General features: G+C 45.0%; 20 protein-coding genes. 2 read left to right on the plus strand and 18 right to left on the minus strand.

Annotation, left to right across the window (positions count from 1 at the left end):
- A partial coding sequence (locus NC99_RS18015; protein WP_157624677.1) for a tetratricopeptide repeat protein occupies positions 1-258 on the plus strand: 258 nt, incomplete at its 5' end.
- A gap of 275 nt (positions 259-533) precedes the next feature.
- Here NC99_RS18015 and NC99_RS18020 read toward each other — a convergent pair.
- Positions 534-3,290, minus strand: a complete 2,757-nt coding sequence (locus tag NC99_RS18020) for a CHAT domain-containing protein (RefSeq protein WP_162231257.1) — start codon at positions 3,288-3,290, stop codon at positions 534-536.
- A gap of 258 nt (positions 3,291-3,548) precedes the next feature.
- Between NC99_RS18020 and NC99_RS21995 the strand changes: the two genes are divergently transcribed.
- Entirely contained in the window at positions 3,549-3,680 is a 132-nt protein-coding gene (locus tag NC99_RS21995) for a bacteriocin (RefSeq protein ID WP_157625056.1), read from the plus strand.
- A 185-nt stretch (positions 3,681-3,865) separates the two neighbouring features.
- Here the strand turns inward: NC99_RS21995 and NC99_RS18025 are convergent, their stop codons facing one another.
- From NC99_RS18025 to NC99_RS18105, 17 genes are all read right to left on the minus strand, one after another.
- Positions 3,866-5,005 (minus strand): THUMP domain-containing class I SAM-dependent RNA methyltransferase, encoded by a 1,140-nt coding sequence (locus NC99_RS18025; RefSeq protein ID WP_053187098.1) that lies wholly within the window; start codon positions 5,003-5,005, stop codon positions 3,866-3,868.
- 45 nt (positions 5,006-5,050) lie between these two features.
- Entirely contained in the window at positions 5,051-5,980 is a 930-nt protein-coding gene (epsC, locus tag NC99_RS18030; RefSeq protein ID WP_053187101.1) for a serine O-acetyltransferase EpsC, read from the minus strand.
- The gene (gene cysK, locus NC99_RS18035; RefSeq protein WP_053187142.1) at positions 5,970-6,908 is read right to left on the minus strand and encodes a cysteine synthase A; all 939 of its coding nucleotides are present in this window, start codon (positions 6,906-6,908) and stop codon (positions 5,970-5,972) included. Before cysK ends, epsC begins: the two co-directional genes overlap by 11 nt.
- A 101-nt stretch (positions 6,909-7,009) precedes the next feature.
- A complete protein-coding gene (locus NC99_RS18040; protein WP_053187104.1) occupies positions 7,010-7,537 on the minus strand; it encodes an AAA family ATPase in 528 nt (175 codons plus the stop codon).
- On the minus strand, positions 7,530-8,129 hold the full coding sequence (pnuC, locus tag NC99_RS18045) for a nicotinamide riboside transporter PnuC (protein WP_053187108.1): 600 nt from the start codon (positions 8,127-8,129) through the stop codon (positions 7,530-7,532). Before pnuC ends, NC99_RS18040 begins: the two co-directional genes overlap by 8 nt.
- 3 nt (positions 8,130-8,132) lie before the next feature.
- Positions 8,133-9,749: a S41 family peptidase gene (locus NC99_RS18050; RefSeq protein ID WP_204375049.1), complete on the minus strand. Its 1,617-nt coding sequence runs from the start codon at positions 9,747-9,749 to the stop codon at positions 8,133-8,135.
- A gap of 246 nt (positions 9,750-9,995) precedes the next feature.
- Complete coding sequence (locus NC99_RS18055) at positions 9,996-11,921, minus strand: polysaccharide biosynthesis protein (RefSeq protein ID WP_053187111.1); 1,926 nt, start codon at positions 11,919-11,921, stop codon at positions 9,996-9,998.
- Positions 11,922-12,034: 113 nt separating this feature from the next.
- Entirely contained in the window at positions 12,035-12,457 is a 423-nt protein-coding gene (locus NC99_RS18060) for a hypothetical protein (protein WP_157625058.1), read from the minus strand.
- A gap of 90 nt (positions 12,458-12,547) precedes the next feature.
- Positions 12,548-14,176, minus strand: a complete 1,629-nt coding sequence (locus NC99_RS18065) for a glucosamine inositolphosphorylceramide transferase family protein (protein WP_053187118.1) — start codon at positions 14,174-14,176, stop codon at positions 12,548-12,550.
- A 49-nt stretch (positions 14,177-14,225) separates the two neighbouring features.
- A complete protein-coding gene (locus NC99_RS18070; RefSeq protein WP_053187121.1) occupies positions 14,226-15,389 on the minus strand; it encodes a DegT/DnrJ/EryC1/StrS family aminotransferase in 1,164 nt (387 codons plus the stop codon).
- Positions 15,390-15,401: 12 nt separating this feature from the next.
- Complete coding sequence (locus tag NC99_RS18075; RefSeq protein WP_053187148.1) at positions 15,402-16,013, minus strand: sugar transferase; 612 nt, start codon at positions 16,011-16,013, stop codon at positions 15,402-15,404.
- Between the two features lie 47 nt (positions 16,014-16,060).
- Entirely contained in the window at positions 16,061-17,260 is a 1,200-nt protein-coding gene (locus NC99_RS18080) for a glycosyltransferase family 4 protein (protein WP_053187124.1), read from the minus strand.
- 27 nt (positions 17,261-17,287) lie between these two features.
- Entirely contained in the window at positions 17,288-18,172 is an 885-nt protein-coding gene (locus NC99_RS18085; RefSeq protein ID WP_053187127.1) for a hypothetical protein, read from the minus strand.
- A gap of 60 nt (positions 18,173-18,232) precedes the next feature.
- Entirely contained in the window at positions 18,233-19,387 is a 1,155-nt protein-coding gene (locus NC99_RS18090) for a glycosyltransferase family 4 protein (protein ID WP_053187129.1), read from the minus strand.
- The gene (locus NC99_RS22620; protein WP_316930808.1) at positions 19,384-19,953 is read right to left on the minus strand and encodes an acyltransferase; all 570 of its coding nucleotides are present in this window, start codon (positions 19,951-19,953) and stop codon (positions 19,384-19,386) included. The genes NC99_RS18090 and NC99_RS22620 overlap by 4 nt, the downstream gene beginning before the upstream one ends.
- 38 nt (positions 19,954-19,991) lie before the next feature.
- Complete coding sequence (locus NC99_RS18100) at positions 19,992-21,086, minus strand: glycosyltransferase (RefSeq protein WP_053187136.1); 1,095 nt, start codon at positions 21,084-21,086, stop codon at positions 19,992-19,994.
- A gap of 65 nt (positions 21,087-21,151) precedes the next feature.
- The coding region (locus NC99_RS18105; protein WP_162231258.1) for an O-antigen ligase family protein at positions 21,152-21,726 on the minus strand (575 nt) is incomplete at its 5' end.

Raw genomic sequence — 21,726 nt, forward strand, 5'->3', positions numbered from 1 at the left:
GTCAGCAACTTTTACTCCGGTATAGCCTACCAGCAAACCGGACAGACACAAAAAGCGCTTATTTCGTACCAAAACGTGATAAAAGACCGCGACAACCTTTTTATAGAACAGGCCCAGTGGTACATCGGACTGTGCTATCTGCAAAACGAAAACAGGAAGAAAGCATACCGGCAGTTCACAAAAATTGCCAACAGCGATAGTTTTTACCAGGAAAAAGCATCAGCCATCCTGAGGAAAATAAAATACCTGGAGGAATAGCCGGCCAACAGATGAAAGCAAATAAAGTCAACGATAAAAAATTAAAAGATTGTTAGCAGAAAAATGAATCGGTAGTCCTTTTAATCCTTAGTTCCTTTGTTCAGTTCAACGTTCCTTAGTTCAAGATCCTTAAAGTTCAAAAGTTCATTTTTTTCCGTATTCGAATTGACATTCCTTAATTATCCTAAATGTTCACGGAATAAAATTCTGAATACTTCACTTGAGCAAGTAAAGTCTTTTTTTCGAAAATAATGGTTAATGAAAGCCCGGATTGGTTAATCCCGGGCTTTCTTTTTGCGGTAAATCTGGTCCAGAAAAAGAAAGACAATTACGCCGAAAATGATTAAAACAAAGTAAATATCTTTGCTCTTAAACAATGGTTCAGGGTTTCCAACAACCACATAACCAAGCCAATAATGAGGATGTGCTTTTAAAGGATCGGCATTTTGAATATGTGCCAGCTTAGCCGATCGCAAAGCTTCGTTTTTTGTTTTACCCTTCGATAAAAATTTGTAGAAATCTTTCATAATATGAGCGCCAGACTCATCTTCGACTTCCCACAGTGTCATCACGATGGAGGGACAACCAGCATATAAAAAACCGCGAGCCAAACTCATCACACCCTCCCCTTTCTGCAGCTTACCACTCCCTGTGTTACATGCACTTAAAACTGCCATGCGCGCCTTCAAATCCATCGTGTAAATTTCATTCGTATTGAGCCATCCATCTTCGGCTTCATCCATATAAGGCTTTGAAAAAGCCAGCTTCGAATACATGGGCAGCGTATCGTTAATCAAAGTGTGCATGGCCAGGTGCAGGATATCGTAGTCCGACGCGGCGCGTTTAAATTGCGACTCCTGGGCGAGCGAATCTTTAAAAATATCGCCTGAAACATACTCTCCAACAAAATCAACTTCCTTACTTACAGCAGGTAAAGGAAGCAGCCCCGCCCGATACTCCGAAATTTCCGTGTAGTCGCGATCATCATCCACATAGCTAGGCGCGAAAGCCAACAAATCTTTCTGAGCAAGTTTTGCTTTGTCGAAATAGTTGTAAAGCAGCGTAGCCGAATAGGTATAGCTAATCGAATAGTCATTGACCAGGTAGGGCAGCGTACGAAAGTTCATCTTACTTGTATCAGGCATCTGCGAAAGCAAAGCATCAAACGGGATGTAAGCCAACTTATCATCCGGAACAACCACCAACTCCCTGTTTTCCAAAACTAAACGATCAGGATCCAGCAGAACCTGATAAAGCTGATAGGCCGCAGTAACATAGCCTTTATATTCTTCCTTGCCGGTAAACAAGTATTTCGGGCTGGTTAAAAACTGATACACCGACTCGATGTTTGCCACAAAAGTCGAATCAATCGTTTCTCTCGTGAAACGCACCTCGCTATCGGTGATAATAAACTTGAAAATCTGGCCAACATGCAACTGATCATTGGGCTCTTCGATCAAATACTCAACCACGGCCGTCTTCCTGCTCATGCGTTTCTGAATATCCTCAACACCAACGACTTCATTCTTGTATTTAAACGAATAATAATTGGGAAATGAATCTTCAAAAAGCTGCACCAACTGTCCATATTCCTCTCCCAGCTGAAAAATTTTGGAATTGAATAATTCAATGCGGGCTGAATCGGGTTCCGAATTCTGATTCTCTTCAAACAGCATTTCCTTGTAACTCGAAATATTCATTTTCAAGTAATCTTCGCGATTAAGCAGGCTGTCGGGAATCCCTCCAAATTTTTTTGCTTTCGAATCCTTTATCGAGGCCAAAAAACTGGCGGATTTGCTTTTTTCGGCAAACTCGAACCCCTTTTGAGCATAGCCCACCACATTGGTTTGCTGAAAAAGCTTGTAAGCAATACCAACGGCAGACATAAACGTAGACTCCTGATTTTCAGAAAGAAAAAACTGACTATCTTCAGAAACATAGCCCGTTCGGATTTGATGGATGAGCTCTGCAGCTTTTTCAATGGCATCCAAGGCAATCGTCAAATTGGCAACGGCTTCCGGCTTGTCGGACGCTGACAAATTTAGGTCAGCCAAAGTTTCCAGGCAGTAGGCTTTTTTCTTCAGCACTTCCAGCAATTGAATCTCCGAAATCTCCTGACCCAAGGCCGGATTAACTGAAAAATCCAAAGCCGAAAATCCATCTGTACCCGCAACCAATGCTTTTTGATAATACGCAAGCGCCAATAATAAATCCTCTTTTCGCTTCGTATAAAAATCGTTTAAACCACTGGCTTCCGAACTTCGCTGAAGATAGTAATCACCAAAATTGAGCATCACATCGCTATATTGCAGGCTCTTCTTTGTAAAATATTTGGCAACCAACGTCTCCGATAACTTAACATACTCCAAAGCTTCATCGTATGCACCAACCGACAGTAAAAAAGAGGTATAATCCGAATACTCCAGGCCTAAATCATAACTATCCTCGCCCTTGAGTTGAACTAGAATATCAAAGGTTTTTTGATAATAATTCTTAGTCATCTCCACATCCCCCAACTCGCTATAAACACGAGCTAACAAACTGTAATAATACGACTTAGAATCCTCATCAACCCGACCAACATTGGCCAAACTTGTTTGAATTGCTTCAGTATATTGCTTTAACAAATACAAGTTCTCAGCAATATTGTATTCGGCAGTAACGATGGCATCGGCATACCTTTTCGGGTCACTGCCGAATACCCGAAGAGCCGCCTTTTGGTACTCCTGATTCTTTAAATAATCGCCTTTTAGTTTATAGACGGTACCTAGATTGGCGAAGACATATCCTAGCCTGGGATTATCTGAAGAATATGATCCATTTATAACTTTTTCTGCTTTGAGGTAAGTTTCTATGGCTTTATCAAATTCCCCAAGGTTCTTGAAAATAATACCCAAGTTAATTAGTGGAGTCGTAAGTCTCATATTCTCTTCGCCGTACAACTTGACATCCAACTCAACTGCTTTTTTAAAACTTATGACAGCACTATCAAAATCTCCCATTCGAAAATAATGAGTTCCTTTTCTGTTCATCTCAATAGATAATAAACTATCCTTTTCAAAAGACGAATATTCCTCATTATTTTCTTGAGCACCCAAAGAGAATGAAAAAAAACACGAAAAAACACAAACCACAAAAAAACTGTAATTAAGCGACTTACAAACAAATCTGAATTTTTTACTCATTTTTTTTGCACTTCAGTGGGTTACCTTTTTCCCTTTTTCGGAATAAAGAAGCGAACAAAGGATAATTAAGGAATTAAAAGTATTAACCATTAAGATTTAAAAGTAATGAAAACTTTATTTGCTAACAACGAAAACAACATTTTTGATGCATTCGAAATTTTAACAAAAGAAGAATTAAACGAAGTAAAAGGTGGTACTTCTCGCGACAAAGATTTAATTGTTGAAGACTACGATTAATCATCACTTACTTTTCTGAAAATTAATCATTACACAAATCAGTTTGAAAAGCTCCGTAGAATCGGGATTATAATGTCCGGTGTCTTTTTATCATTTTCAACCGTTCTTTGAGCAGCGTTCTTGTAAGCAAGATTTCTGCGGACAGAAAAACAGGTGTAAGTTAATTACGATAATTACAAACAAAATTAATCAGACGATTTCTTAGACCCTTTATAAAGTTTATATTCTCGGAAGCTGCAAGCCAGCGAACCATTGTAAAGTGGAATTTTAACTTCGGGTCGCAAACCAATCGATTTTAAACATTCGTTCGTACTGATAATCCAGGCAGTGGTATTTGGATGGTGATGTTTCAAACGCTCTCCAACCATCGCGTAAAAAGCCTGATCGCCCGATTTAATTCGCTCGCCATAAGGGGGATTAAATATCAGAAAAGAGGATTCAACTTTCTTTTCCAAAGTACGAAAATCAGCAATCTCAAGCTGGACAACATCTAACACATTCGCTTTTTCTGCATTTTTGTAGGCCATATCGATATTTTGTCTGGAAATATCTGATCCGTAGATTTTAAAACCAAGCTGATTGTGATCTTTTTGGTTCTTTATATTCCTAAAAATTTCCTCCTTGTAATTTTTCCATTTCTGAAAGCCATACCCTTGACGAACTTCGCCTGGCAGGATATTTTTTGCCATCATGGCCGCTTCAATAACAATGGTGCCTGAACCACACATGGGATCCGTTAACGGCTCCTGTCCATTCCACCCAGCCAATTTCAACATTCCAGCCGCCAAAACCTCACTGATTGGGGCTTCATGACTACCGATCCGGTAACCACGCTTGTGCAACGACTCGCCGCTGCTGTCGAGCGAAATGGTACATTCTTCATTGGAAATATGGAGGTTAATCAAAATATCCGGCCGGTCAACGTGAATGGAAGGCCGTTGCCCGCTAATTCTCCGAAAACGGTCAACAATCGCATCCTTGGCTTTCAATGACGCGAACATGGAATTGCGAAACAAGTCGTTAAACACCTTGCTCTGAACGGCAAACGTTTGATTGACGTCAAAATAATCTTCCCAACGTATTTTAGAAACCTGGTGATAAAGATCATCAACCCGCTTGATGCGAAAAGTTCGCAAAGGCATCAAAATTTTCAACGCGGTGCGCAATGCGTAATTCGCCCGGTACAGCAAGCCGATATCTCCGCTGAAATACACAGAGCGCCTGCCCAGTTCCACATCATCGGCACCAAGGCCAATCAACTCTTCGGCTAAAACAGGCTCCAAGCCTGCATACGTTGTTGCCACAAAACGTAAGTTATTTTGCATGTTCAATTTATTAAGTGATCGGTGAAATTCACCAAGCGTTCGTGATTAGATTCCTGCGCCATCGCTAAACGATGTTTCGCGCGCCTTAAACTGGACAATTTTAGAATTGGGCGGGACATTGTTGGTGACCCAAACGTTACCGCCAATGATTGAGTTTTGACCCACCGTGATGCGCCCAAGAATGGTTGCCTGCGCGTAAATAATGACATTATCCTCAACAATTGGATGGCGCGGTACACCTTTGATTGGATTTCCATTTTCATCCAGGGGAAAACTTTTTGCACCCAATGTCACCCCCTGATACAGTTTGACATTGTTGCCAATGATGCAAGTTGAGCCAATAACCACGCCTGTTCCATGATCGATGGTAAATGATTCGCCAATTTCCGCTTTGGGGTGAATATCAATTCCTGTTTCTGAATGGGCCATTTCTCCAATAATACGCGGAATGAGCGGGACATTTAGTTTTAACAGTTGGTGAGCCACCCGATAATTGGAAATGGCACGAATGGCCGGATAGCAGAAAATGACTTCGCTCCGGCTTTTCGCTGCCGGATCACCCACAAAAGCCGTTTCGACATCGCCAACCAACTTTCTGCGGATTTCGGGCAACGACGCAATAAACTCAGAAGCCAACTGCTGTGCATGGTGATTACGCTCCTGCATATCAACCTCCTCCGGATTATCGCAGGTAAAGCATAATCCGGCCAAAATCTGCTCAGACAAGCTTTCAAAAAGCTCATCGACATAAACACCCATATAATGTTTTATGGTATTCGGACGTAAGCTGGTGTTTCCAAAATATCCCGGAAAAAGAATTTCACGGATCATATTGACAATCCGCGCTAATTTTTCGGTTGATGGCAAAGGCTCGCCCAGCCGATGTTCGTGACAAACCTGGTCATAACTTTGTGGAGCTGAGAGCTGGTCAACTGTATTGTTTAAAATGCTAAGAATTTTTGAATCAGATTGCATCTTTCTCTGGATTAAACAGGGTTGTACTTAAATATCTTTCACCGGTGTCGCATAGGATAACAACTACGCACTTACCTTTGTTTTCGGCTCGTTTGGCGATTTCCAAAGCGGCATAGACATTGGCTCCGGAAGAAATTCCGCAAAACAATCCTTCTTCTTTGGCCAGCCTACGGGCAGTTTCAAATGCGTCCTCGTCGGACACCTGGAAAACTTCATCGTAAATTTTGGTATTCAATACTTTCGGAATAAACCCGGCGCCAATTCCTTGAATTTTATGCGAGCCGGGAGGGTTCCCAGACAATATGGATGAGTTTTTGGGTTCAACGACAACACAATGAACCGATGGCTTTTTCTCTTTTAAAACTTCCGACACACCAGTAATGGTTCCACCGGTTCCGGCGCCGGCCACAAAAATATCAACGGTGCCTTCCGTATCGTTCCAAATTTCAAGTGCTGTGGTTTTTCGGTGCATTTCGACATTGGCCGGATTGGCAAACTGCATGGGAATAAAAACATTCTCCAACTCCCTTGCCAGTTCCTCGGTTTGCTCAATCGCCTCGCGCATGCCCCCTTTTGCCGATGTAAGAACCAGCTCAGCACCATAGGCCTTCAGCACAACCCGGCGTTCGACCGACACGCTTTCGGGCATCACAATTTTCAGCCGATATCCTTTTACCGCACAAACCATGGCCAAGCCAATGCCGGTATTTCCGCTGGTGGGTTCAATAATTACCGTATCCTTATTGATCCGGCCTTCTCTTTCAGCGCTTTCAATCATGGCCAGTGCCAGCCGATCTTTTACCGAACTTCCCGGATTCTGCGACTCGAGCTTCACAATCACCCGAGCCAAACAGCCTTTCGTCAATCTGTTCAGCTCAACCATCGGCGTGTTGGCTACCAGTTTCGTTATGTCTGTGGCAATTTTCATCTGACTATCTTTTTTTGATTTCGGGAAACTTTCTGGAGATTTAACCTTAAACAAAAGTCCCCTTTTTATTACTGAAAAGCAAGGGAAGACAAAAAAACAAATCAAGCGGAAAGCAATGCCTGAACCGCCTGAATGGCATTTTGAACACGCTGTTCGCCCAAGCCTCCGATCTCGACAAATTTCAGCTCACGCTTTATCAGCTCGGCCTTGTAAGCAGCAAACAACTGGAGCCTTTCCTCGCCTCCGTGTTCGCGCAGCGGATCCGGTTCCCAGGGAATATCGGGTAAGCATAACAAATACAGATCGATAGGCAAATTGTCAATTTCCTTTTCCAGCCAATCCGGTTCGGCTTGGTAAGCCCACTGAAACCAAATCTTGGTAATGATTAACCAAGTGTCGAAAAACACGAGTTCCGGCTCGCCAAGCTCTGACTCCTGATATTGCTGAATCTGCTTTCTGGCTATCTGTTCTAAATCGTGATAAGTGTAATCTGTGGAATGATTCAGAAAATACTCACGGGCATATTCCGGGTAAAACGTACCGTCAAAATAACTGGCCAAGTTCCGAGCCAAGGTACTTTTAGCTGTTGATTCGGGGCCGGTAATGGCAATTCGGATTGGTTTACGCATTTTGCCGGTTTAAATCAATTTTCCAACTACGATAGCCAACAGCCGCCATGCCGGTATACACCAGAAATAAAACAACGGTTGGCCAAAGACCTTTAAAGCCATAAAGAAAAGCGGAGAAAAAATCGACAAAAATCCAAATCAACCAATGCTCCAGATACTTACGAGCTAACATCCAGGTTGCCACAATACTCATGGCCGTCGTTAACGAATCTCCAAAAGGAACGGGCGAGTCGGTGTAATACTTCAAGCCAAAAAGAAAAATCAGAAATAAAACGATGGTGATGCCAATAACTGGAAGGTAAAACCTGCGTGGCATTCGGCTCACGGTCAATTCAGCTTTTGAGTCGGGGTTTCCTTTCAACCAAAAATACCAGCCGTAAATACTCACGCCAACGTAGTACAACTGCAAAAGCATGTCGGCGTAAAATTTCGACACGAGAAATACGTAAACGTAAATCGCCGAAGTAATTAAACCAACGGGCCAGGTAAAAATATGCTGCCGTATGGAAAGAAAAATGTATGCAAAACCCAAAACAGCTCCAAGCAGCTCGATGTAATTAGCCGTCAGCCAGGTCAATAAAGAATCAGTCATTCGTTAGTTCTCTACCAGAAGATTGTTGTATTCCGAACTGCTTTTCAGGACTTTCAATGCTTCCTTGACCACACTGCTATCTTCATTAACAACCTGATAATAAGCACTTTGTCCAAACAAATCCCGAGCAACGATCGCCCTGACTTGCTCTTTAATAATGGGGCGGGCAACAGCCAGGCTTTCATCGTCTCGTTCTATACCTTCTTTATCGGCCTCGGCCACCATCTTCTCAACCAGCTCATCTTCGATGACAAAATTTTTCTGAAAAACATCAAATGACGGATAATTCTGCGTGAACTCAGACCGGTTTCTGTCCATGTAGTCCAGGGCCGCCGTGTAAACAATATTTTTTCGCACCATTTGGTTGAAGTAACCGTAATTTTGCGAAGTATCCATGGGTACAAAAATGTCGGGCATAACCCCGCCTCCGCCATAAACAGTTCGCTTGTTAACCATGGTTTCAAACATGAGCTTTTCATCAAAATGGATGCTGTCGCGGGTAAAAAACTCACCCGCTTCAAACCGTTTCCGATAATCGCTCCGGTAAGCTTCCACGCCCTCTTCATACGATTTTTGAATTCCCCGGCCACTGGGCGTATGATAATGAGCTGTTGTCAACCTCACCATTGAGCCATCATTCAGAAAATAGGGCTGTTGAACCAAACCTTTACCAAACGATCGCCGGCCAACCACCACGCCGCGATCCCAATCCTGGATGGCGCCAGCCACGATCTCACTGGCCGAAGCTGAACCTTCATCAATTAAAACCACCAACTTTCCCTGCTCAAACTCGCCCAGAGCGGAGGCTTTATAGTCCTTCCGCCGGCTATTTTCGCCTTCGGTGTACACAATCATTTTGAAGGCGCCCAAAAATTGGTCAGCCAGCTCAATGGCCGCTTTCAGGTAGCCTCCGCCATTTCCACGTAAATCCAGCACCAGGTTTTTGAACCGGGGACTTTTTTTCAAATCCTTAATGGCATCCGTAAACTCGTCGGTGGTCGTTGCCGAAAATCGGTTTAATTTGATGTAGCCCGTCTCCTCGTCAATCATGTAGGATGCATCGAGGCTGTGGATGGGAATTTTATCACGAATAATACGAAAGTCGAGCAGGTCTTGCTGTCCATTTCGAAGAACTTTCAGGTTAACCACCGTTCCCTTATCACCGCGAAGCATGTCAAAAACATCGCTGTTTTCGATACCGATTCCGGCAATCTCCTTATTGTCAACTTTTAAAATGCGATCGCCCGCCTGCAAACCAACTTTTTCGGAAGGCCCGCCGGGAATAGTCGCGACAACCAGCAAAGTATCTTTAAAAATATTGAATGAAATACCAATACCTTCAAAACTACCCTGCAACGGCTCATTCATTTTTTCAACTTCTTCCTTGGAAATATAAACCGAATGCGGATCGAGTTGCTTGAGCACCTCAACAACGGCCTTTTCGGTCAGATCTTCAATATTGGTGGTATCAACGTAGTTACTTTCAATCAACTGCAACAGTCGGCCATACTTCATCATGCTAGCCTGAACATCTTGTGCGGGAACGGTATTTGATATTGAGATCAGCCCCAAAGTCAGGACGATCCCAATGGCGATTGTTTTCTTCATTCTTGTCATCATGGTCTTTTGCTTTTTATTTTCGAACCGGTAAAGATAAAAGATTATCTCCCCCGGAACAAAAGGTACACATTAATAAGTGTTAAACAGCAAAAAGTGTTCATATCCCATCAGCTACACGCAGAAAAAGGCAGCTCATGCATGAGCTGCCTTTTTCTGTCTCAACAAATGTGTCAACAAAATTTCGAATCGAATTACCTGTCATGCCAACAGGGTCACACTTTCGTTTACTGCGCTGCAAAGAAACTTTTAGCCCTCGTGGTTTCTACCGATGATTTCATCGCAGGTTGAAAACTTTGAGTTATTGGACACGAATTCCGGGATCAACGCTTTCATCCGGCAAACCAACTCTTCCTCTGATTCAAATTGTGAAGCAATCAACAAGGCATCAACCGCATACTTCACACTCCCAAAATCCAACTTGCAAACTTTCGCCATCCGAATCTTCGCGTGATGCGTTTGAATGGTATTGTCGTGATTGGTCAACAATTCTTCGTACAACTTCTCGCCAGGACGCAAACCTGTAATTTCAATCGGAATGTTCTCGGGTTTCAAACCCGCCAGTGCGATCATTTTTATCGCCAGATTGTATATTTTTACCGGCTCCCCCATATCAAACATGAAAATTTCGCCACCGCGCCCCATAAAGCCAGCTTCCAAGACCAACTGACAGGCTTCGGGGATGGTCATGAAATAACGGATAATATCGGGGTGAGTCACAGTCAGTGGCTTTCCGCTTTCAATTTGCTTTCGGAAAAGCGGAACTACCGAACCATTGGAACCCAACACATTTCCAAATCGGGTGGTAATAAACTGTGTTTCCTTGTGGTTCGCTTGTGAAAGCGCCTGAATATACAACTCACAAATTCGCTTCGATGCCCCCATGACATTGGTTGGATTAACCGCTTTATCGGTCGAAATCATCACAAATTTCTTCACATTAAATTCGACAGAAAGATCTGCCAGCAAACAGGTTCCTCCCACGTTTACCCGGATGGCTTCATAGGGTGCGGCTTCCATGAGCGGAACGTGCTTGTAGGCAGCAGCATGAAACACATATTTTGGGCGATATTTTTCGAATAAAAATCGCATGCGCCGCCGATCAACCACGCTGGCCACAATAACATCAAAACGACTCTCCGGAAAGGAAGCTTTTAACTCGTTTTGCAAATCGTAAAGTCCGGATTCGGACTGATCGAGCAAAACAACTTGCTGCAAATCGAGCGACAATAACTGTCTTACCATCTCCGACCCGATCGAACCAGCGGCACCGGTTACCAAAACCACCGCATTTTTCAGTCCTTTCGAAATATTTGTCATATCCAGCCGGATTGGCTCACGCCCAAGCAGGTCTTCAATCCGCACCTCATTAATTTGATTCCACTTCAATTTTCCATCAATCCAGTCAGAGAACGGAGAAACTTCACGGACACCCAGTCCATTCATCAAACAACGATCAAAAAGCGCTTTCTTTCGAGCGGGTTCAATGTTGCCTTTATCCACGGCCAGAATCACTTCGCGAATTTCCATTCGCTTGAGTGCTTTTCGAAATACATAATCTTCCGAAAAAATAGGTTTCCCCAAGAGCCGCTTGCCGATCAAGGATTTATCGTCGTCGATAAAGCCCATGACATGAATCCGAGTATAATGCTCATTTTCAAGCACGTTTGCGGCAATCTTTCCCATCTCGCCCGCCCCAAATATGAACACACGCTTGTAGTATTTATGCTGAATGATATATGTGTAGTACAAACCCCTTGTCAAGATTCGTACGCCCATTAACAGCACAGAGACAATGGCGGCATGAATCAATACAACCGAATAAGGAAGAAACCACGCCTGTACTAAATACCTTCGGGAAAACCAGGCAACTAGAAGCGAAAAAAGCATTGCTCCGCTAATGGCTACACACAAACGGACGGCATCTTCAATAGACGAGTGTCTGACAATTCCCTTGAACGAGCCAGTAAACAAGAAGGCCATGAGATACAGCGGCAGAATAATATACAGCAACTGCTCAGTCATTTGCCGGACAGAAATCTCCGTGAGGTTGAAGTTCAAACGCAACACATAGGCTGCAAAAAAGCTGCCCGCTGTAATCACGATATCCGTGAGCAGCACGAAATATCGAGGCACAACAAAATTTCGAATAGATTTATAAATCAATTCATTCATGACTGCCTTACTTGTAGCATTGAAAAGAAAATATGCGCAACAGAAGCGGACACAGCCACACCACTGGGCATGTCCGTCACACCTACCAATGAAATCGTCGAAACTACCCTGATTTATTCAATCGGCTTTAGCCACACCGCGCGCCAATAATGGAAACACAGCCGGTCGCAGCCCCCCTGAAAATTGCCGTTACAGTACACCTTGTCCAAAAAATAGGAAGGTACCCGTAATTTTCGGAGTTCGCCGGTCGATTCAAGTCTTATCTTTTTTGCGATCTTGATAATCTGAAACCGTTTACCACAATATTCTTCCATTTCCGGCATAAAATATAGCCCATTGCATTTTCCGTGTTCATCCAGAGTTCCCGCAATTTCGCGCATCTGACGCACCTCCACCCAATCGCCAACTTCAAAGAATTGCTTTTCTGAAGCTGACAGGTTATCCGATCGCGGAGCGGTGTGCCGTAGAAAAAAATAGTTCGTCCGCCCTTTCAGGGTAAAGATTTTGTTCCGAATCTTCATCACTAACTTAGTCACCAAACTCCTTGGTTTGCTTGATTCTTTGAGAACGGCTCTCTCGAAATTACAAGCATCATCAATCACTTTTTGCATATTGCTCAATTTAGATCAAACCGAATAAAAGCTAAACCGCTTATAAAGTTTATAAACATCAATAAGCGTGACTCCATTATCAAAATTGAAGGTGTGAGTTCCGCCCAGCCTGGATTCCCAGTCTGCTTCACATTTCAAAACCGTCTGTTCGGCATATTCCTGTTCATTCAACACCGTTATTTCATTCAAATTAAATGCTCTTCCATACCTGCCTGCACAATCCTGAGCAGGTCGATAAATCCGGTTTTCAGACCTGAAAATCTTCCCTGCCGGTCGTGCGGTGCGCACATCGGTTACAATTGGATTTGACGGATGCGCAGTCCACTCGGTGGCAAACAAGTGATTCGCATAAAAAAGAAATAGCTCCCGGTGATCGGGGAATTCGGGGAGCTGGTTAATCGCAGTAAAGAGCCACCACTTTCCCTCATGAAACAGCATGGTTGTATCCGCTGCGTTCACCCCTTCCATCAGGTTGACGACAAAGCTCCATTTGTCGGGGAATCTAACACAACGATACAATTCAATTGTTTCATTTTCTGATGTTTCGGGAATCATATAATAATTGTTAGCAAACTCAAAAACAAATGGATAAGATAAATGGTAAGGCTTTTCCAATATTTTTTCGGTGCCCAGCAACTTTCCTTCTTTGTTCAATTCCAAAACGCTGATATGTCCTTTTCCGGCCCGATAAATAAATTCTTCAACGAAAACAAAAATCTTGCTGCTCCCGGACACAACGAAGGGATCGGCCCAAAATCGGTCGGCAGGCGGTACCAACGATTGATAGGCACCCGATAAGTAAGGGAACGGATTACCATCGATTCGAAAATTCAGGAACCATCGCCAGCGATTTCGATAGGTAAAATGCAAGTGCAGATACCGGAACAAAACCCGGAGTAAATTTGCCAGGGCCTGGTAATTGGAGTCTGGAAGCCGCTCTTCATGCTTCACCATAAAAACAGACTGGTCGTACCTGTTGGCCTGTTGATAAAGATAATCGGGCCCAAAGTTGAAAATGCCCTTCAACAAACGCAAAATCACCAGTTTTCCAACCGAATAGACCTGATGCTGATTGACACACACAGAATTGTAATTGACCGGGAGCTTGCTTCGATGAACCACAATTTCATTTTTTAAATCGCTATTTGTACAACGCAGGCTAAGGTCGATAACCGGATCGTGGTTAACCATCTCCCAGTAGCAACTGGAAACGCAGCCTTCATCTTGCTGATTGTCAATAGAAAATCGCCACATCCCGAAACGGGCCAGCTGTACTTTCGGATCGCGCACAACGAGGGAACTGAAGTTCAACAAAACATCCAGTTCACCCTGCCACTCCCCGACCTGCAATCTCAAATGCCGGGGATAAAAAATCAATTCGGGAACATCATGCAGCAGCTGGTCAAGATTAACGGGCTGGCTCAGTGCGGCTCTGCGCTGAAAAATAAACTTATCGAGCCAACAGTGAAATTGGTATGCCAGCGGGAGCTTTTTGAGCGATGGATTCACCTGGTCGATATCCGCGTAAACCACCGTCACAATGTGCGCATAGTCCGACGCTATAATTTCCTCGAGCAGCTGGTAAACCCAACGATTAACCGTTTGCCCATCCAATATTACACCAACTTTTAAAGCATCCTTCATTGCATTTTAATATTTTCTGATTCAAGAAAAGCACGAGCGAACCAAAGAATTAGCTTAAGATTTTACGAATGGTTTGGCAGATGTACATCAAGTCATCATCCGACAAATCCGGATACACCGGCAAAGAAACCGTGCCCTGCCAGATTCTTTCAGCATTCGGGAAATCATCGGCTTTTAAGTCATAAGCCTCCCGATAGTAGGTCATACGGTGCAGGGGTTTGTAATGAACCGAAGTTCCAACGCCCTGCTCGTTCATCAGATCGATAAAGCGATTTCGTGATACCGGTGCCTCGGGCCTGATGATGATTGGGAAAAGGTGCCACGAATGGTTTTCAACCGGCTCCCGGCAGACAGGCAAATCAATATTGGGAATATCACTCAACCCGCGCATGTAAAACAAGGCGCAGCGCTGCCGCTGCATCCTGAAATACTCCGCTTTTTCGAATTGGGCAAGACCAATAGCCGCATTGATATCGGGCATATTGTACTTACAGCCCGGCGCAATAACATCGTATTCCCAAAGGGCACCTTGTCCTGTAAAACGATCCCAAACATCCCGGCTTATTCCGTGCAGCCGCATCACTTTCACACGGTTGTACAAGGTCTCGTCGTTGGTGACCAGCATGCCTCCTTCGCCCGTAGTGATCGTCTTATTGGCGTAAAAGCTAAAACAGGTTACATTCCCAAATGAACCCACATACTTGTCACCAAATTTGGTCGGAAAAGCGTGGGCCGCGTCCTCGATAACAACCACCTGCTTTCTGCTGCAAATATCCAGAATGCCGGTTTTATCCTCGGTCGTCATCACGCAGGATTGTCCGCCATAGTGAACGGGAATGACCGCCTTGATTCCAGTATTTTTGTCCAGTATTTTCTGTAACCCCCCGGGCGACATCAAACGGGTATCGTAGTCAACATCCGCAAAAACCGGATGTGCTCCAATGTACCGAACCACTTCGGCAGTGGCCGTGAAGGTCATTACCGGGATGACCACCAGATCGCCGGCTTTTACCCCTGCTGCTTCAATGGCTAAGTGCAGTGCAGCCGTACACGAGTTGACAGCACAGGCATATCGGGCTCCAACAAAGGCAGCAAACAGTTGCTCAAACAATAACACTTTCGTTGAACTGGTATACCAGCCACTTTCCAGCACTTCTTTCAAATACTTGAGTTCATTGCCGGCCAAGGGAATTTTTGAAAACGGAATGTACATCGCCAGGTAAAATCAAAATAAACAAACGCGAATTGTTTCGAGAATCAATTTCAAATCACCCAAAAAGGAATGATGATCAACATAGGCTTCGTAGAGGGAAAGTTTTCGCGGAAGAATCTCGTCACGATACAGGTGTTCCGGATCGCCGGATGATGCCAGCAACTCCTCTTCATTTCGATAGTCAACCGAAGCGCAATCGGTTATTCCGGGTGGAACTGACAACACCTTTTCCCATCGATCCGGGTAAACCGCTACCCACTTGCTCACCTCCGGGCGAGGTCCAACCAGCGACATATCGCCCTTTAGAACATTGTAAAGCTGCGGCAGCTCGTCAACCTTTGACTTGCGCAATATCCGCCCAACTGTTGTCACACGCGTCAGGCAACCCGCCTCAAAAGAGCCTTCCTCGGCTCCGGGAAATACGCGCATGGATCGGAATTTATAAATGTAAAATCGTCTCCCCTTTTGTCCCACACGGGCTTGCCTGAAAAATACAGGCCCAGGATCGAATACTTTGATTATGATCGCCAACACCAAGAATAGTGGGCCGAGAAGCACCAAGCCGATCAGACTGACGATACAATCGAACAGTCGCTTTCCGAGGGACGGGGGAAAAGCTCTCATCTCATTTCTGCTTTTTAAGAATTGATCATTTTGCAACCGAAAATCAACTAGAGGTTTTTTCGAATCAAACGAACCAACTTATTCAAGTTTCGTTGTCTCGAGAAATGTTTGCGGGCGTACATAAACCCATTCAGGCCGTATTGCTTCATCGTTTGCTGAGGAAGACCGACAACTGTTTTCATTAGTTTCGTCAGTTCGTCGGGATTTTCCGGTGGCAAAACCCAACCACAATCAGCTTTTCTGATGGTTTGGGCAGTATCACTGTCCTGATCAACGCAGGCGATGACCGGCTTTCTCGAAAAAAGGTAAGCCAAAAGTTTCGAAGGAATAGAACTCATCCCCGCGCCACATTTCACCGGCAACAACATCACATCAGCCTGAGCCTGTGTTTCCGGAACTTTTCCCTGTGGGACATCCCAAAATTCGATACACGATCCGTAGCCATCGGCAATTTTCCGGCATTGCTCCCGCATTGAACCGGCCCCGGCAACCACCAGCCGGGCGTTGGGAATGCGGGCTTCAGCAAAAGTTCGAACGACAAAATCGACCCCAGCCACCGGCCCAATATTTCCGAGGTACATGAAGGTAAACACCTTGTCCGGTTCCTCTTCGACCTGATGTTCCGCAAGCTCCTTCCGGTATTCCAAAAAGACATCCTCTTCCTGCCAATTATAAACCAAAGCAATTTTGTTGGATGAAATTCCGCGGGTGCTGATAAACCTCGTCATCATGTTGTCGGACACTGCAACCACCTGCGTGGCCATTCTCAAGGAAAAAGCATCCAATGGCATCAGTAAGCGTCCAACAATAGCCCCAACTGCGGGAATCTTGTTCGAGAGTGATTCCGGGTAAATATCCTCCACATGCACAACGGACTTCAAACCCAGACGATTGGCTGTTTTTGCAATCATGTACTGAGCCAGCAAAGGCCACGCACAAATATAGACGACGTCAATACTGGTGCTATTGTCGCGAATATACCGGGAAACATGCCTTCCGAAACTGTAGCTTTCCCACATACGGCCCAAGAGACACGACTTGGGACAGGTGTAGGATGGAAGAATAACTTGCTCGAATTGATCGCGCCTGGCAGTATCGGAACTGAAGGAAAACCCATACGGCCGGGAAGGCCTGGGAGTTAACACGCGAACTTGATAGTTCCGTGCCAGCTCCGTCGCCAGATCATAGGTTAACGAAGCCGCCACAACGGGTTCAGGAGGAAAAGTAGCACAAGCCATGACAATCATGAGATGCGGATTTTTGGGATGACAAAATCAAACACAACGGGAAACAAGCCTGGACAAGAGCCGATGTCCGTAGTACAGATTAAGGATATTCCTGATCACCTGGCTTTTTACACTTCGCTTTTTCAGAATATGAACACAAACGTAAACAACTGGATAAAAAATCGTTACAAGCACCGGATGCAACACATAGACCCGTGTGATGGGCACCCTTTCGAAACGCATGTAGCGTTTAAATTTATTGAGTGTCGGCAAGGGTACAAACGACTCAATTCCGTCCGACACCTCAATCGATCCCTCGTTTGCCAAAACCTGGTTAATCACGCAATACATCAAACCATTCATGGGATAATAAGTGCCATAATTCCGGTCGATATGTTGAAGGTGAAAATAATGCTTCCCGCCCAGTTTGTAGCAAATTGCATATCCAATCAGCACACCATCGCGATACGCGCCCTGGATAATCGTGTCCGGCTGATCAAAAAAGGAGGAAATGTACTTTTCCCAAAGTCTTTGATCGGTCAAAATGTTGTCGGTCCGTTTTTGCAATTTCAGCGTTTGCCGATTAATCTGCAAGCCAAAACTCACCAGGTCGGCAAGCAAGGGCCGCTTAAATTCGCAAGTACTCAAGCTTTTTCGCAAAGTCGTCCGCGTTTGCTTCCGAAACCCTTCGAGCGAATAACTATCGGTCCTTAAAATATACTCGTGCCCATTCTTTATTTTTGAACCCATTTTGATTACAGAAATCGGATACCGCCATTTCAGCATCTGCACAAGTCTTCGGTTAACAGGCACTTCGGCCAATTGCGGAAATGAATAATTGATCCACCCGTGCCGCATAAAAAACTGCCCTTCAATTTTTCGAATCTTAGCGCCATTGTCGCGAAGCAGCGCAACCAAGTCACTTGTTTCCATGGAGAAATTTTCAGAAAAGATTTTTAACAATTTGTAATTGCCGGCGAACGAATGCAGCGACTATTCCGCCTTTTCGATTTCAACCAGGGAATTGGCCTGACGACAAATCAACGCACTTTCCCACACGGACAAATACTTGGAGAAAACACTTTTCATGGTGTAATTCTGAAGAACCCGACGACTGCCGTTTTTCCCCCATTCAGCAGCAATCAGGGCATTTGACACAAAAAATGAGATGGCATCGCCCAAGCTGTCCACATCGCCCACAGGAACGCAAATGCCGCAAACCTGTTCTTCCCCAATGGCCAGCATTTTGGGGATGGCGCCCACCGGTGTGGCAACAACGGCACATCCCATGGCCATGGCTTCAAGCACAACCATCGGAAAACCTTCCGTGTAACTGGGTAAAACCACGACGGGCGAACGAGCCATGTGTTGCCAAACCTGCCTTTGATCCAGTTCGCCGGTAAACTCCAACCACTCCGTACCGCCCTTTTCACCGGCAATTTTTAGCAAAGCTCTTTTCAGCGACTCTTCGCACGCCCCAATCACGGTGAGTTTTTCAACCGATGAAACCATCTTACAGGCCTGCACCAATTCAAAAACACCTTTCTCCCAAATCACATGCCCAACAAACAGTAGCCTTCCCGCCGGACGTATTTGCTGATTTCCAGTCCACTTTCTCATTGCTTCCTCAGCCTCATTCGACAAGGGATTGGGAACATAGAAAACATTCTGACACCCTTCCTCCCTTAACATTTGAAACGAGGGCTCATCAATGATCACGGAGCAGGCACTATTTCGAATGATGTGAAGGATCAGCTTCCACTCCCAGTTATTTTTTCTCTTTAATTCAGGCACACGCCCAAAATGCCAGTGCATAACAACCGGAACATGAAACCTGCGGGCAAGGCTTTCGATGATCCAATCTTTCAACATGGCCAACGAAGCGCTACTGGCCAGGTGAATAACATGCGGACGCTCCCTCCGAAGCAACCGATACACCTTCCACACCGTCGCAACAGAATTCTGAATCCCGGTAAACACGCGAACAACCACCGACCCGGAGGTGACGGGCCGCAGGTGGTGCGACGTGTCGCATACCAACAGTTCAACTCCAGAGGTTCTGTCACGCAGAAAATCGACAAGTGTGCTGGTAACAGACTGTATCCCGCCACTTGGTGGTGGCAATGGTGAAACAAGCAGTACTTTCATCGGTCAACCTTACATTCGAGTAATTCATCCAGTGTTAACTGTTCATTCGGCGAGTACAGCTTTCGTTCGTGCTCCCGAATGCCATTGATATTCCAGCGAAACCGAATGGTCCGGGCCGGCACCCCGCCGACAATGGCATAGGGCAAAACATCCTTGGTAACCACCGCTCCCGCTGCCACTATCGCGCCCCGCGAAATTCGGACGCCCTTCAAAATGGTGGCACCTGTGCCAATCCAAACATCCGACTCTATTTTCACGGGCAAATCATCGGTCGGTAATTTATCTGACAATTGATAATCGAACATTGATTTTCCGGGAATATGGGTGGCGTGATTCCCGCCGACAATCGAGACATTCGGACCAAACAGCACCTTATCCCCAATGTAAATCTGACTGTCGGAAGCCAGAAACATAGCTCCGGGTCCAATATAAACATGGTTGCCCACATGGATGGTTTTGTAGTAGAAATAGGAGTGCAAAGGATAAAAGTAAACGTTCCGCCCACACGAGGCAAATTGCGACCGGTAGCAAAACATCAGCAGCCGTTCGAATCCTTTACTCGCCACCAAATGGCAGCTTGACATGAATCTGAAAACCAAGCGAATCATTTCAATAATTGAAGATAACCAACGACATTCTGCTCTTTTTGAAAGAGTTTTTTCGCAATCGCCTCATTCTTTAAGCCCAGTGCCAGCAACTTTTCGTCGGACAGATGAATCAAATAACGAAGCGCTTGACTGATCGACTTCGGATCAGAGGCCTGGCACAGAAGATTGCTGTCGTGCGATAGCAAATCGGGTAAATCCGACACCGAACTGCACACGATGGGTTTGGCACATGCCATGGCTTCGCAAACCACATTCGGAAAGCCCTCATAATAGCTAAATAAACCCAGGGCATCCGCCTCCTGAAATTTTGGAAGAATCGGGTTCGTAGCCGGATGAAAAGTGATCATCCCATTGAGGTTTAACTCAACCAAACGCTTTTGTCCCTCCACAAGCGACTGATCGAAATAAGGTTCTGTCAGCCGATCGCCATACCAGTTCACCTGAATCTTTTGCCGTTCTTTGTCATCCAGCAAGGCCAGGGCCTCAACCAAACCACGCAGGTTTTTTAACGACTGATGACTGGCCACAACAAGCAAGTTCAGCTTTCCGTCATTTCGGGGAAAATAGTCCCCACGTGGCTTCCATTTTTCAAAATCGATGATGTTGTACACCACCCGGCATTTGGCTTTCGGAAGCAAGGGATTCACTTTCCGCACAATCGAAATATTAGCGTAAGAATTGGCCACCACAAAGTCAGCAAAAAGATGAAACCAGCGGTAGAAAATATGTCTGGCCGACTTGTAAATATTTGGATTGGCACTTCCCTCGCTCACCACCAACTTCCACTTTCGAAAAGGAATACCGGCTGCCTCACAAATAAACGACGGTCCTTCGAGGAAGGAAACAACACCATCATAGTTTCCGCTGCGAATAAATTTCCGCAGCTTCCACAAACGACGGAGATATTTTTTTTCCGGAATACAATGAATGCTAATCCCATGCTCGGTAAGTGCCTGGTCGTAAAAGCGAATATCGTAGTAGGTCAGAAACGACACCTCGTTTCCCATTTCCTTAAATCCCAGAGCCAGTTCCACAATCTGACGTTGCGATCCGCCCGACCCGAGATAATCAATGACACAAAGAATTTTCATTTCGAAAAATGGGTTTGTAGCTGATTCGTCAATTCGACACCAAGATGACTTCGCTCATTCGAATGTCAAGCTAATTCGCCCGAATGAAGCCATTTAAGATTGCCTTTGTCGGCAGGTATTCCGACGATATCTTTTGGACAACGATAAACATCGTGTGCGATAATGTAAGCAAAAATCACCCACCCAATCTTCACTTGCAACAGTTGCGCACTTAACAACAGGCCGCCAACCGGAATAAGCAACAGCAAGGACTGCAGAGAGCCATTCTGTGTGAAAGTTTTCCAGCCAATCCTAAAAATCCGGAATAAAAAAACCAGGTAGAAAAACAAGCCAACAACGCCGCTCAGACAAAGGATCTCAAGAATAACATTGTGCGGACTAACCGTACGCCCGATATTATAGGAAGTCAGGTACTCGTAACCGGTTGTACCCACTCCCCAAATCGGATTCTCATTCCAAATCGGCAGCACTCTTCTCCACACTTCATCGCGCTCAGACAAATCGCCATCCGTAAGCGATTGTAGCAGTCGTTCCGTGATCATCTCCGATTTTAGTACCACTTGCCAAATAATCAGGATGATCGCAAAACCACAAAAAACGATGACCGGTTTCACCCACTTACTTTTTGACTGGTACAAAA

It is taken from the genome of Sunxiuqinia dokdonensis, from assembly GCF_001270965.1.
GTDB classification, from domain to species: Bacteria; Bacteroidota; Bacteroidia; order Bacteroidales; family Prolixibacteraceae; genus Sunxiuqinia; species Sunxiuqinia dokdonensis.

Coding starts and splice junctions, on each gene's coding strand:
- NC99_RS18020 (WP_162231257.1), bottom strand. CDS start 3,290: ATGAACAGAAAAGGAACTCATTATTTTCGAATGGGAGATTTTGATAGT.
- NC99_RS21995 (WP_157625056.1), top strand. CDS start 3,549: ATGAAAACTTTATTTGCTAACAACGAAAACAACATTTTTGATGCATTC.
- NC99_RS18025 (WP_053187098.1), bottom strand. CDS start 5,005: ATGCAAAATAACTTACGTTTTGTGGCAACAACGTATGCAGGCTTGGAG.
- epsC (WP_053187101.1), bottom strand. CDS start 5,980: ATGCAATCTGATTCAAAAATTCTTAGCATTTTAAACAATACAGTTGAC.
- cysK (WP_053187142.1), bottom strand. CDS start 6,908: ATGAAAATTGCCACAGACATAACGAAACTGGTAGCCAACACGCCGATG.
- NC99_RS18040 (WP_053187104.1), bottom strand. CDS start 7,537: ATGCGTAAACCAATCCGAATTGCCATTACCGGCCCCGAATCAACAGCT.
- pnuC (WP_053187108.1), bottom strand. CDS start 8,129: ATGACTGATTCTTTATTGACCTGGCTGACGGCTAATTACATCGAGCTG.
- NC99_RS18050 (WP_204375049.1), bottom strand. CDS start 9,749: ATGATGACAAGAATGAAGAAAACAATCGCCATTGGGATCGTCCTGACT.
- NC99_RS18055 (WP_053187111.1), bottom strand. CDS start 11,921: ATGAATGAATTGATTTATAAATCTATTCGAAATTTTGTTGTGCCTCGA.
- NC99_RS18065 (WP_053187118.1), bottom strand. CDS start 14,176: ATGAAGGATGCTTTAAAAGTTGGTGTAATATTGGATGGGCAAACGGTT.
- NC99_RS18070 (WP_053187121.1), bottom strand. CDS start 15,389: ATGTACATTCCGTTTTCAAAAATTCCCTTGGCCGGCAATGAACTCAAG.
- NC99_RS18075 (WP_053187148.1), bottom strand. CDS start 16,013: ATGAGAGCTTTTCCCCCGTCCCTCGGAAAGCGACTGTTCGATTGTATC.
- NC99_RS18080 (WP_053187124.1), bottom strand. CDS start 17,260: ATGATTGTCATGGCTTGTGCTACTTTTCCTCCTGAACCCGTTGTGGCG.
- NC99_RS18085 (WP_053187127.1), bottom strand. CDS start 18,172: ATGGAAACAAGTGACTTGGTTGCGCTGCTTCGCGACAATGGCGCTAAG.
- NC99_RS18090 (WP_053187129.1), bottom strand. CDS start 19,387: ATGAAAGTACTGCTTGTTTCACCATTGCCACCACCAAGTGGCGGGATA.
- NC99_RS18100 (WP_053187136.1), bottom strand. CDS start 21,086: ATGAAAATTCTTTGTGTCATTGATTATCTCGGGTCGGGCGGATCGCAA.